At 45.0% G+C, this 13,807-nt stretch carries 9 protein-coding genes; all 9 read right to left on the bottom strand.

The genetic code is table 11. The annotated features are described in order from the left end of the window. Nucleotides 1–3 precede the first annotated feature (3 nt). Nucleotides 4–2,406 (bottom strand): GH36-type glycosyl hydrolase domain-containing protein, encoded by a 2,403-nt coding sequence (locus tag CAG57_RS03515; protein ID WP_099610608.1) that lies wholly within the window; start codon nt 2,404–2,406, stop codon nt 4–6. A gap of 88 nt (nt 2,407–2,494) precedes the next feature. Next, nucleotides 2,495–4,411 (bottom strand): beta-N-acetylhexosaminidase, encoded by a 1,917-nt coding sequence (locus CAG57_RS03510; RefSeq protein WP_161433830.1) that lies wholly within the window; start codon nt 4,409–4,411, stop codon nt 2,495–2,497. Nucleotides 4,412–4,415: 4 nt separating this feature from the next. Beyond that, complete coding sequence (locus CAG57_RS03505; protein WP_099610610.1) at nt 4,416–5,297, bottom strand: N-acetylglucosamine kinase; 882 nt, start codon at nt 5,295–5,297, stop codon at nt 4,416–4,418. Beyond that, the gene (locus CAG57_RS03500) at nt 5,294–7,021 is read right to left on the bottom strand and encodes a glycoside hydrolase family 9 protein (protein WP_161428009.1); all 1,728 of its coding nucleotides are present in this window, start codon (nt 7,019–7,021) and stop codon (nt 5,294–5,296) included. The genes CAG57_RS03505 and CAG57_RS03500 overlap by 4 nt, the downstream gene beginning before the upstream one ends. Nucleotides 7,022–7,075: 54 nt before the next feature. After that, entirely contained in the window at nt 7,076–8,071 is a 996-nt protein-coding gene (locus tag CAG57_RS03495) for an ABC transporter ATP-binding protein (RefSeq protein ID WP_099610612.1), read from the bottom strand. Nucleotides 8,072–8,110: 39 nt separating this feature from the next. Further along, nucleotides 8,111–9,094: an ABC transporter ATP-binding protein gene (locus CAG57_RS03490; protein ID WP_161428010.1), complete on the bottom strand. Its 984-nt coding sequence runs from the start codon at nt 9,092–9,094 to the stop codon at nt 8,111–8,113. A 2-nt stretch (nt 9,095–9,096) separates the two neighbouring features. Further along, the gene (locus tag CAG57_RS03485) at nt 9,097–10,122 is read right to left on the bottom strand and encodes an ABC transporter permease (RefSeq protein WP_099610614.1); all 1,026 of its coding nucleotides are present in this window, start codon (nt 10,120–10,122) and stop codon (nt 9,097–9,099) included. Between the two features lie 3 nt (nt 10,123–10,125). Next, nucleotides 10,126–11,112 carry an ABC transporter permease gene (locus CAG57_RS03480; protein ID WP_161428011.1) on the bottom strand — a complete coding sequence of 329 codons (987 nt, stop codon included), beginning with the start codon at nt 11,110–11,112 and terminating at the stop codon, nt 10,126–10,128. Between the two features lie 161 nt (nt 11,113–11,273). Further along, nucleotides 11,274–12,944: an ABC transporter substrate-binding protein gene (locus tag CAG57_RS03475; protein ID WP_161428012.1), complete on the bottom strand. Its 1,671-nt coding sequence runs from the start codon at nt 12,942–12,944 to the stop codon at nt 11,274–11,276. Nucleotides 12,945–13,807: the final 863 nt, after the last annotated feature.

Below are 13,807 nucleotides of genomic sequence, written 5' to 3'. Positions count from 1 at the left end.
TATTTAACCCATAATGACGGTAACGTGATTGATACTGCCGGTCGGTTGAGCGGGGATCTCCTCAACCTCCTGATCATTAAGGATGAGGGTTTGCACGCCTTTACTGACGTTTTGTGGGTTTTCTACTTTGATCTGATAAGTCGCTCCACGCCATTGACGGGTAATTTCAAAGCCAGGCCATGAGGTTGGAATACAAGGATCAATCGTTAAGCTATCAAAGCCACAGCGCACACCAAGCAAATAGTTGGTTGTGGCATAATAAGCCCAACCAGAAGTTCCGGTTAACCAAGGGTGGTTGGCTCTGCCATGATCTTGATGATCGCGCCCCATAATAAATTGCACATAGGAATAAGGTTCAGCGACCCGCGTTTCGATGATGTCATTTTGGTTATAAGGATTAAGGGCATCATAAAACTCCATTGCTCGATCACCACGACCAAGTTTGGCTTCTGCAACCCATGCCCATGGGTTAGGATGTGAGAAGATCGCGCCATTTTCTTTCACGCCTTGATAGACACGAGTTACAAAACCGATGTCATCATTGGGGGTGGCAAAGGAAGGAGCATTAAGGTGTAAACCGTATTGTGAGAACAGATATTGATAAACAGCATCCATCGCTTTTTGGCCGCGCTCTGCGGAAACGGCACCAGATAATACCGCGAGGGTATTGGATTCTAAATGCACTTTTCCTTCTGGCTGGTCGAAGGTGCCAATTTTATCGCCATCTTTGGTTAAGCCACGGATATACCATTCCCCTTGCTCATCCCATAAATGAGTTTCACAAGCTTGGCGAACTTTATCAGCCATGGCTTGGTATTTTGCTATCGCTACATTGTCGCCTCGATAGTTTGCAAGTTCTAAGAATGCTTCTAACGCCCAGAAGTGCAGGAAAGAAACCATCGCCGATTCCCCGCCACCGAGGTTTAAGCAGTCATTCCAGTCTGCACGTAAACCTTTACAAATACCGGTTTGACCCACGTATTCAGCTGAGAAATCAAGAGCGGCCATCATGTGCTGATAGACACTGGCTTCTCCACCATCCGCGTAGGGAATAACTTGGTCAATAAAATCAAGCTCTCCGGTTTCTTTAACGTAGTTGAGAATAGTTGGCACGATCCATAAATGATCATCGGAACAGGTATCTTTAATACCGTGGATTTTGTCTTCGTCAGAAGGCGTAGGGACCACCGTGGGTGACTTAGATGGTTTAACATCGGCTTTTTCTGGATCAAACCAGTCGGGATCAAATAAGTGTAACCCGTACCCGGCTTTGACTTGCCCACGTAGTAAATCCACCAGACGTTTGCGTGTCATGGCTGGGTTGGTGTGAGGCACTGAAATGGCATCTTGTGCCGTGTCTCGGTAGCCAAGCCCAGTACGGCCTCCCACTTCGATAAAGGAGGCAAAACGAGACCAAACGACGCAAGTTTCTGCTTGATAAAGGGTCCATGCGTTGATCATGGTATCTAGCCCCTCGTTAGGCGATTTCACTTGGAATTTAGCACAGCGCTCATTCCAGTGAGCTTTGATACCGGCAAAAGCGTTATCGACTTGATTTAAATCTTGATATTTTTTACGTAGTTTTGCGCCATTACCTTTACCGACGCCAAGAATCACGGCAAAACGGACTTTTTCTCCCGGTTGTAGAATAAATTGCTTATGCAAAGCACCACAATGGTTGTAGCAGGTTTGTGCGCTATTAGAGCAGCGTCCCTGTTCAACGGCGATTGGGTTTGCTTCATCTCGATACATACCCAAAAAAGCATCACGTTGACCGTCATAGCTATCAGGATCAAAAGTGGAGGTTAAGTAGTAAAAACCTAAGAAGTCATCGGTGTTGTAGTAAAGATCGTACTCAATGACACCATCAGCATATTCAGTTCCAGCCGAGTATAATGACATTTGATGGTTTTGATTATCAGAAGCAATATGGCTAAAAGAGAACTCTACATAATTGAAAGCACTGATTGTTCGTACTTGATCCGAGGTGTTTTCGATCACCACATCCCAAAGTTCGGCATCTTCACCTTTCGGAATAAATAGCGTCTTGCTGGCCGTTATGCCGTTGTACTCACATCGAAACTTAGAATAAGAAAGGCCATGGCGAACTTCGTACTTCGCTTGGTCTAAATTTTTGGCGACCGGTTGCCATGAAATTGACCAGCTGTCTCCGGTTTGGTCATCGCGTAGATAGACATAGTGACCGGGACGATCTTGCGTAAAGTTCGGGCGAAACTTAGTGATTCGGTTGTATTCAGGAGAGTGGTAAAACGAGTAACCCCCAGCGTTATGAGAGATCACACTGCAAAATTTTTCTGTTCCTAGGTAATTCGTCCAAGGAGCGGGTACATCCGGGCGAGTAATGACATATTCACGATGTTCATTATCGAAATAGCCGTATTTCATGGTAATTTCCTTTTAAAACAGCGATACAGGGTATCGCTCAATATCGATGCTAGAGAAAACAGGAGAGGGGCAACCCTCTGGTTTCGTTTTATACTTTCCACGGGGCTCGGTAACCAATGCCTTGTTTGTCTAATAAGGGTAAATGTCCTTTAAGACGAGCAAGATAATTGATCCAGTGGCGTTGTGGTTTTTCTGTCCAGCCAGCTTCTGCTAAGGCAGTAAGGCGAGGATAGAGCATATAATCCAAGCGTGATGTGTGATTAACACGTTCACTCCATAAGGCACACTGAATACCTAAAATGCGTTTGCGCAAAGGATTATCGTCAGCAACTTCTGCTAACGGTTCATAGTAATAAGCTCGTTCGAGCGGTATCACGCCAGCCCAGTCAGTGCCTGGTTCTTCAGGAGCGTAGTCTTGTACTATATCGAGATAGGTAAATTGACCCGGTTGCAAAATGACATCAAACCCTTGTTTGGCACACTGCAACGCTGCTTGTTCGGAAAGCCAAGAATAGATAACGGTATCTTTGCTGACTTTATTGCCATGTTGTGCCTCTTCCCACCCCACCATTCGTTTGCCTAGTGACTTGAGTTTTTTCTCAGCGTAGCGCAGCAGATGGCCTTGTAATTCTTTGGCGTCTTGATAGCCATGCTCCTTCATTAAGGCTTGGCATTTGGTGCTAGCGAGCCAAACACCATGCGGGACTTCATCAGCGCCAATATGAATAAAATGGCTTGGGAAAAGGGCCGCAACTTCTTCCAGTACCAGATCCATGAAGCGATAAGTCCCGGCCAATGCTGGCGAGAGAACATTATCGGTATAGTATTGGATGCTACGATAAGTGGAGTGATCGTCTTTATCGACTAACCATTCCGGTAATGATTTAATCGCGGCACGGCTATGACCAGGAATGTCAATTTCCGGGATAATCGTAATGCCACGTTTTTCAGCATAATCAATGACTTGTTTTATCTCTTGTTGCGTATAAAAGCCGCCATGTACCTCGGTTAATTTGCTGTATTGCGGTTCAATGGGAAGACCCATCCCGCGCCACGCTCCAATATCAGTTAATTGGGGAAGGGATTTAATCTCAATTCGCCACCCTTCATCATCGGTTAAGTGCCAGTGAAACGTATTGAATTTATAGTGTGCAAGTTGGTTGATGAGCCTTTTTACCTCGTCCACACTGTAAAAATGACGTGCACAATCGAGCATCATACCGCGGTATGAAAAGCGAGGATGATCGACGATACTCAGTTGTGGGAAGGTTAATGCGTCTTGCGTTTTTTTCGCCAGTTGCAACAAGCTGGCGCTAGCATGAACAAATCCTTGTTGGCTATTGGCATCAACAAGAATGCTATCGTGTTCAATTTTGAGTTGATAGCACCCGTTATCAAGGGTTGGATTTAAGCGATAAGTGATAGCAATCGCCCCCTCGCCTGCTAAGGTGAAATGGTGCAAAGAGGTGAGCTCTTCTGTTAGCCAATGAGCGGCGGATTCAGCCAGCGGCGTTTGTATGTCTATTGAGCGGTTAGCCGTAAGATGGCACACGCCTTGCTGTTGCTCGACATGATTGGGGTAGGGAATCAAGCACAACTCAGCAACCTCAACCGCGGGAAGTTCACTGCGTTCTCGGTAGGGCGAAGCCAAAGCAATGGGGGTGACGATGACCGGGTAGCGGGTAATCGGATGTTCATCACTAAGTTGAATAAATGCTTCTTTAATCCCATCACTATAAAAATGGAAAGGGGCCGTTTTTATACAAAATTCACAGTAAAAATGGCTATTAGCTTCCAATATTTTTTGGTTTGGTAACAGGGAGCAAAAGCTACCAACTTGCTGTAGTTGACCTTGAGTTACGGTGTCGGATTCAATGTAGCGCTCAATAGAAAAATGCAGCGTCCAATGGTGCAGATCTTGATCGCTTAGATTATGTAATGTTAGACCAAAACGGCAATGGGAAGGCTGTTCTGAGAGTACCGCAAAGTCTATTCGATAGCTCATAATTCTATCCTTTATACAAGTTGTGTTCTGGTTTGCCAGCAAACATTAATGCGCCTTCAATCGCATCAAATTGAGCAGGGACAATCCAGTGTTGAACGGGTGGAGCGAGCCAAGTGATGATGCGTTCTGCGATACTGCCCATTAAGCAAAATTGTGAGGCTCCTTTGGCACGCAGTGCAAAAATGAACATTTCGATATCACGAGCCGTTTGTTTAAGAAGCTCCATGGCGAGCGGATCACCTTGCTCGGCAAATAAAAAAACTTGCGGGCAAAATTGACCATAATCTCTGGGTAGGGCGTTCTTAGACCAAGAGACAATCTGGTCAATATCATCGGCAAAATAAGCGAAGATAGCATCACTCAGCGCGGTAGCTGGGCGAATGCCATCATGAATTAAGACCAACTGCTGAATGAGATGCAACCCCATTGCCGCGCCGCTCCCTTGATCAGAAATGGGGAACTCACGCCCGCCCACGATATGCTGCTGACTTTGGTGAATGAATAAGCCACAAGAGCCGGTTCCTGCAATGATAATTGCCCCATCGTTACCGTTATGCGCGCCTAGACAGGCACCGTATGCATCGGTATTGAGGGTCATCGAAGCGAATGGATGAGACTGCTGCATAAATGCAAACCAGCTTGTCTGATGCTCGGCACCCGCAAGCGCTAATCCAACATGCATATGAGAAAAGTGTTGCTTATTTAATCCACCTTGTTGAGCTGCTTGGCTAATGGCTGCCGTGATCGACTGCATTGCAGGTGCAATCCCCAGTAAAATATTGGCACTGCCGCTTTTTCCTTCTCCAATGAGTGTTCCGTGTTGATCCCGAATTCTGGCTCGGCACGAGGTGCCTCCGCCATCGATTCCGACGTAATAGCTGATCATTGGTCTGCTCCTGGTGCGGAAGAAAAGTGGACAAATTGAGATGTGATTGCTAACAAATACCAAGCCGCATGAGGAATCCATTGTTCTCCCCAACGCCAGTTTTGTAACATGTCATCTTTTTGAGCGATAGGATTAAAGGCAATATCGCTTTCGTCCTCAAAGCCCGCAGTGATGCCATTACAGACGCCTCCTTTTGCGTTAAAAAAACCTAAATGGGGTAGGTAGTCTGGGTTATTCCGACCGTGGCCATCGAGCATACACATGTCGTAAGGATTGAGCCCGAGAATCCAATTGAGAGCATTATTGGCGAAACCGAGCAGCGAGGACCGGGTGGTTTCATCGCTTAAGTAAGGTTGAGCAAGGTAGGCCATGGATGCGAGAGAGGCTAAGCGAGCATTTTCACCTTGCCACCAATAACCACTTTCATTGTCGTGCGGCACAAAAAAGCTAGAACGTTTATTTCCTTGAGTATCACAAACGTACTGACGTGGATAACCAAAGGGATTGGTAACATCTTGTGTGATGGTTAGCTCAAATTGGCAAGCACGCTCGATCACTTGCTGGATAGGCAATTGATGATTTTTGGATGGTTCGATTGCAAGGTATTCGCATAAAGCGATAATCGGAAGCCCTGCTTCCACAGCATGATAATAAGGACGAGAGCCATCGCTGTTCGCTGACCAAAAATACGCTTGTTGTTCATCACAATATTGTCGAGCAGATAAACGTTTAGCCCAGTCTCGGGCTGCTAATAAGTATGGATCTTGTTGCGTGGTACGATAAAGCTCGCAGCACGCGAGTAAGGCACAATACTCATCAATGATATTTTCTTGTCCATCATCGAGGTAAGTGAGGTTATGGATTTTTAAATGGTGATACCCCTGTTCTGCCGCAGCAAGGTAGTCTTGACTAGAGTAATCTCCGCTGATTTCTAGCCTTGCTGCGGCCGCTAAAGCAGCGATAGCGATACCACCACCTTGGCGAAAGCCTGCTTGAAACTGCGCTGATTTTAGACCTTTTTGCGTCGAATACGCGCAGATTTCCCGTTGTTTGATCTCTTTACTCCATTGGTCAAAGACGGTCATATAAAAAAAACCCTCGGCGTTTTGCATTCGAACCAGAAAATCAGCACCAAACAACGCTTCTTCTATGAGGCGAGTGCGAGGGAAAGCGGCAAAACCCGAGTGATGGTTTAAAATCGCTAATCCTTTGAGCATGTTCCAAACCACCATCGGTGTTTGCTGTGGGTTCAAATAGTTAGCGTAAGAAAGGTGACTTAAGTATTTACTTACGTCACCAGAAGCATCGTACCAACCTCCATGCACATCAGCAGTGGTGTGAGTGCCTAGAAGTGGTACGTGCTTATCTTGCTTATCAAAAATGCCGGAGCATCGTTGCGATTTAAAATAATGCAGCACATCTGAAAAGGTCGATTGCATCAGCAACCCTTGCTTGATCACAAAACAAGCAGATTGCGTTTGCTCAAGGCGGAGATAATATTGCCCTTCTTGAGTGATATAAGAAAAGTCGAGTTGATAGAAATCACCATGATGCCAATGATCAACTCGCCCACCTATTTTGATAGCTATGCGAGCGACAGTTTGGTGACTGTGCGCGCATATCAAGCTAACTTCTTTGCTTGATAAACTTGAGTCATCAGCCAGTAATACCGCTTGTTTGGGGCCAAAAGTTTCGTAGCCAATATGGTTGATGAGCAATTGCATTTTACTTCTCCGCACTTCACACAAAAGAGCGCTCAGTGATCTGAGCGCAACGTGTTATTTTTCATACAGGTAACAACGGACAAAATGGTTGTCCGACAATTGAGTAACCGGTGGCAAAGCTTCTCGACACTTATCGCTAGCATGTAAACAGCGACCGGCAAAAGGACATCCGAGTGAATCTGGCGTCCATAGAGGGATTTCTCCTTTGTTTCCTTTTAATTTCTCATGGATCGATTTTTTCGGATCGGGCACCGCAGAGACAAGCAATTGAGTATAGGGATGTTGTGGATCATGAATGATTTCATCGGTATCTCCCCATTCAACCATGTGGCCCACATACATCACAGCAAGGTCTTCTGCGATATAGCGTGCTGTTGCGATATCGTGTGTGATGTAAAGCAGAGACATCTGTTTTTCAAACTTCATCTCTTCCATCAGGTTGAGCACCCCTGCGCGGATCGAAACGTCTAGCATTGACGTCGGTTCATCTGCCAGTACAACTTCTGCGCCGACCGCGATATTACGAGCTAAGTTAATCCGCTGTCGTTGTCCCCCTGAAAGTTGATGGGGGTACTTCTCTGCGGTTTCTTTAGGAGGAATCAAGCCAACTTGCTCGAGTAGGTCATAAACCCGTTCTTGCAACTCTTTTTTATTGCCCGGGGTTACCTTTTTATGGATCAGTAAGGGGCGAGCAATATGGTGAAAAATGGTGTGTGTAGGGTTGAGTGATCCAAAAGGATCTTGCCATACCATTTGTACACCTTCCCGATAGTGCATCAGTTCTTTGCGGGATTTGATGCCTAATATGTTCTTGCCCTTATACTCAATTGATCCAGAGGTTGGAGCGTACATTTTGGCAATCATTTTAGCGGTGGTGGATTTACCTGAGCCGGACTCACCAACGACCGACAAACCACGACTTTTGTACATTTTGAATGATACGTCGTTAATTGCACGCATCATGGGTTGTTTTAGTGCATTGCTGTTGATTGGGAAATCTTTGACTAAGTTTTTCCCTTCCATTAACAGCTCACCTAATGCTTTACTCATAATTGTCTCCAGAAATACGGTGATTACCTGCGTCGCAGCCTACAGTTTTACTTGGGTTATCGGTTCACCATAAAGGTGGCAGTTTGAGAACCGATTAGGCTCGATTTGGCGTAACGTTGTGGGCACTTTAGTGCAGGCTTCATGGACACGATCACAGCGAGCCTGAAAGCGACAACCTTTCGGTATTTCAAGTAAATTCAATGGGTTGCCTGGAATCCCGGTTAGTTTTGTTTTGGGCCCGGTTAATGGAGGGAAGGAACTACCCAAACCTTTGGTATAAGGGTGATACGGGTTTTCCAAGATCTGTTTAGATGGTGCAACTTCGATCAGTTCCCCAGAGTACATGATGCCAATACGATCAGAAAACTCGACCATCAATGACAGATCATGGGTAATGAATAAGATAGAAAATCCAAACTCCTCTTTTAGGGCATAGATCTTTTGCAATATTTCCCGCTGAACCACCACATCTAATGCGGTGGTTGGTTCATCCATAATGATCATCTTAGGGTTTAATGCTAGCGCAATTGCAATCACCAGGCGCTGGCGCATCCCGCCTGAGAATTGGTGTGGATAGTCATTTAAGCGACTTGGATGAATATCGACAATTTCGAGTAACCCCTCTGCTCGCCGTTTCGCTTGCGCACGAGTCATAGAGGTGTGACGCATAATCACATCACAGAACTGTTCTTCCATCGTGAGCACTGGGTTAAGTGCGTTCATTGCACTTTGAAAGACCATCGACATTTCGTTCCAACGGAACGATTGCATACGGTCATCACTATATTTCAGGATATTTTCACCGTTGAAAATGACCTCGCCTCCGGTAATAAATGCGGGCGGCTTATGTAAACGCATCAGAGAGAAGGCAACGGTGGATTTACCACAACCAGACTCTCCCGCGAGGCCAAATACTTCCCCTGGAGCAATATTAAAACTCACGTCGTTACAAGCGCGGACATCGCCAGCATCAGTAATATAGTCAACGCAAAGGTTGCGGATTGAGATAAGTGGTTCAGTCATAATTATTTGTCTCCGCTCCAAATAGCTGGTTGAGGTTCTAGAACTGGCTTACGCTGACGTTTGTCTTGTTGAGCCAGTTTTTTCCAGCGTTTCATTCCTTTGTGAGAACGTAATTGTGGGTTGGCAATTTCATCAACCGCAAAGTTCAGCAGCGCTAAACCTGTCACCAGTAAGGTTAAGGATATACAAGGTGCTAATAGTTCCCACCAAGCGCCAATTAGCATGGAAGATGAGGTTTGTACGTTATATAGCATGATGCCCCAGCTAATGGTGTTTGGATCGCCTAAGCCAAGGAAGGAGATAGTGGCTTCCATCATGATGGCGTACATAACCGATCCAATAAAGCTGGCTCCCACAATCGAAATGAGGTTAGGCAGTATTTCGACAAAAATGATTCGCCAAGAAGATTCTCCTAACACTTCAGCGGCTTTCACAAACTCTTTTTCTCGTAGTGCCATGGTTTGGGCTCGGACAACCCTTGCCCCCCAAGCCCAGGAGGTACAGCCGATGATCAGCGCAATGGTTAATGGCCCCGCTTGACCGATGAAGGCAGCGACCACAAATAACAATGGATATTGCGGGATAACCAACATAATGTTCATTGCCGCGGTCAAGAAGTCATCAATTTTACCGCCAAAATAGCCAGCTGAAACACCGATGACTGTCGCAAGAAAACAGACGGTCATCCCTGCACCGAAGCCGACCGCAAGAGACACTCGAGCGCCATAAGCAACTTGAGACCACACATCACGTCCCATTCGAGTTGTTCCTAACACGTGATTTTCTTTTTTCGACATGGCTAATTTTCGACGATCATTGCCCAAGTTTTCAGCCACCCAGCCATCCGGGTTTGCTTTGGCTGCTTTTACCACAAAGCTTGGATATTCATGGGGATTACCCGTGCGCTTATCAGGCGCATGTTGTGTAATAAAAGGTGCAAATACCGCCATTAATAAGAATAAACTGAGTATTGTTACGCCAAGCATCGCCATTCGATTGCCGCGCAGTAGTTTCCATAGTGCTTTCATAATTTATTTGCCTCCCTTACGTAAGCGAGGGTCGAGCACAACATAGAGCATGTCGGCTAGAAGGTTAAAGAACAGCATAAAGAGGGTCATAATGATGAGCTGACCTTGTAGGACTTGATAATCACGTGATGTGATAGCGTTAAACAGTACGCTGCCAAGACCGGGGTAGTTAAAGATAATTTCAATGATCAATTGGCCACCAATCGACATACCCAAAGACATCGATAATGCCGTGACACTAGGTAGCAGTGCATTACGAGCAGCGTAGTTGAAGACTACTCGGTTTTCGCTTAGCCCTTTTCCTTTCGCCATCGTGATATAATCTTCGGCGAGTAAGTTGATCATGTTGTTGCGCATATTGACCAAAAAACCACCAATTTGCACAATGGAAGCACAAAGAAGGGGGAGAACAGCGTGATAGCCGACATTTTTGATAAATTCCCAGCTGGTCCAATCGGGTAGGGTTCCGGGAGTATAAGCATAGCCGGTTGGAAACCATCTTAATCCGATGGCAAAAGTGAACATGGCCAGCATCGCAATAACGACTTGTGGCACGGCTTGAATGACCAGCATTCCCGGCGTGATAAACGTATCGTAGTAGCTGCCTCGTTTCCATGCTGCAAAAATGCCAAGAATTGAGCCAATCGAAAAAGAGATGATCACGGCGGTACCGGCTAAAAACAGAGACCACCCAAAAGCGCTAGCCAATAATTCATTGACACTTAACGGATAAAATTTGATTGAAGTCCCAAGCTCCCAGCTGAGGATGCTCTTCATATAAGTAAAATATTGCATCAAGATAGGCCCATCAACGAATCCTAGCAGTTGGCGCATTGCTTCGATTCGTTCAGGCGTTACTTGTGTTGTTGCGTGTGCGAACATCATGGTAACCGGATCACCCGGCATTGCTCGCGGTATAATAAAGTTTAGTGTTGCTGCGACCAGCAACGCGGCAAAATAGAACGACAAACGTCTTAAAAAATAACCCATAACTTACACCTTACTCACCCAGTTTTCCTGATCTTTCATTCAGGCCGCTCCTTGCGAAATTAAGAGCGAGAAATCCCCTGACGACATGCGCCATACTTACAATGGATAAGCGAGGGGGATTTTAAATAGCGGCGTAACGGGTACGCCGCTGGAATAAACGTTTACTTAACTGGTTTTAAATCCAGTACGTGAAGTAGACGTTCTGGGATACCAGCCCAAATACTTGGACGGCCCTTAGGATTTTCTTCGTTCCACCATCCAGTAAAGCGAGTGGTGTTATATTGATACATCCAAGCACCAGACAGCACTGGAATCGTGACTTGATTTTCTGCAATGATTTTCTGGATACCATGAGCAATTTCTAGCTGTTCATTCTTATCCGCAGTTTTGTAGAAGCTATCAAGTAAACTATCCAGCTTACTGTTGGTGAAGTAGTGCATCGCAAAGCGAGGCATGCCATCACCTTTTTGTAAGGCTGAATTGTAAGCACTGTTCCAATACGTGTATGGATCTGCACCGTGGAAATAGTTGGTGTAAGCCACATCGTAATCACCTTCTAACATTGCTTGGTTATACACAGCAAATTCAGGTGTACGAGCGCGAGCTTTGATGCCGACTTCTTGTAATTGTTCAACGGCGAGCTGAACGGTATTGTTGAAATCAGTCCAACCGTTTGGTGATTGAATCAAGAGTTCAAAAGATTTTCCTGATGGGGTTTCTACGTAGCCATCACCATTGATGTCTTTAAAGCCCGCTTTAGCAAGCAATGTTTTTGAGCCATCAACGTTATAAGTATTGAACCCTTTGTATTTATTGTGAACCGCTTCGTCTGACCATGATTCGAACGCATAACCAAGCCCTGAAGCAAAGTCGTTGACTGTGCCACCGCCATAGAACGCAATATCAATGATGGTTTGACGATCCAGTGCCATAGAGAATGCACGACGAAAATCAACGTTAGTCAGTGCTTCTTTCTTCGCTGGATCTGAGTTTTTGAAGTTGACCATAAATGCTTGTGTACCGGCTGCAGGATACCAGTAATGGTGTTTTGGACTTGCGGCCGCGTAAGTACGATCAATGTCTGGTATAAAAGAAGAAGTCCAGTCTAATTCTGAGTTAACAATCTTGCCCAGCAATTGGTCGTTATTAGCAATTTGTGGTACGCGTAGACAGTCTACTTCTAAGTTTGCGGCATCCCAATAATTTGGGTTACGGCACTGGATGTAAAGCTGTGGAGTAAAGGTGTCGATCTCAGTAAATGGGCCAGTACCTACTGGATTTTCGTTCGTAAAGGTTGCAGGATCTTTGACTTTTTTCCAAATATGCTCTGCGACGATTGGCACCTGAGCAATTTCATACGGTACGTTAGAGTTGGCTTCACTTAAACGGAAACGTACTTTGTAATCATTAATTTTTTCAATGCTGGTTACCCATTTATTGATACCGCGCTGATCAAGTTCTGGTTTCTCTTTGAGTAGGCCAAATGAGTAAATAACATCATTTGCACTGAATCCTTTACCATCTGACCATTTCACGCCTTTACGAATATCGAAAGTAACGCTCATTAAGTCATCTGACATCTTAAAGTTTTCTGCCAAGCGCATGACAGGCGTATTGCCCTGCATTTCATTAAAAACCACTAAAGGTTCATAAATAAAATCAGTGGTAGTACGTAGGTTAGTTGCTAGGTAGGGGTTAAAGTTACGCACCATAGTTGGATAGAAATCTGGCACGATGGTCAGCTCACTACGCGCAAGCGCTGGAGCGGAAACACTGCTGGCAGCGGCAATAACGGCTGCGGCTAGTGCTGTTTTTTTAATATTGGCAAGCATAGCTGTTCCTTACTATTTGCTTTCATTTCACAAATGGATATGAATGTCATCATTGGATTAACACTCGCAATGACCTACCTCATTATATTCATCATGCCGGAGGAGCAAGATGGAATGAGTGGCCTGTAGGCCGTTGACAAGACTAAGGAAACACCTTGTGGGGAAAATTATCAATTTCAATTCTCGTTAAAAATGTCAAAAACACCCATTGTCTCGTCATTTTTGTTAAAATTTGTTTTTTAGGCCCTTTTGAGTTTGAAAAATGAACGGTGAGGCGGATCACGTTCTTCCTATTATTACATTAAAATAGTGAGTGCTCGCTATCATTTTAATATTTTTAAATGAAGGGCTTTTATTTTTTTTAAGATTATTGAGATCTTGCTCACTGCCGGATAAAACGGAAAGTTTGAGCCGGAAAATAAATCTGGCAAATTGTTGTGATTATCATCGCAAACCTTAGCGATAAGTGAAGCGTGAGCAGCCTTGACAATATTTTTCTATCAAAAATCACCAGTAAGCGAGGTTTTGGTCTAAGCATAAAATGCCGGATAAGTAAGTTTTTTTGCTCTGTAAATCAAGGTGAGTTGGTGTGTTATTGGCATGATGAAAACCCTTAGCAAGCCTCAAAGAAGAGGATGTATGTTTGAGTCCGCTGTACCGAATGAATAAAGCATGATTTGATTATGCTAGTGAGGTTTAGGGCAAGGAAGGTATTAGACGGGACAATATAAAAAACCCGTTAAAACGGGTTTTTTAGGTCGACTGAATTAGGGGGCAGTTGATCTTTTGAGCTGATTGTTGCAGCCGTTTGTGCTTTCTTTATTCAAGGCAGAGACATTTAAAATGTCGTTACTCTACCTGAT

The organism is Vibrio sp. V30_P3S12P165 (assembly GCF_009904905.1).
GTDB lineage: Bacteria > Pseudomonadota > Gammaproteobacteria > Enterobacterales > Vibrionaceae > Vibrio > Vibrio fujianensis.
Note: the sequence above shows the minus strand (reverse complement) of the source record. Positions and strands in the feature narration are given on the sequence as shown.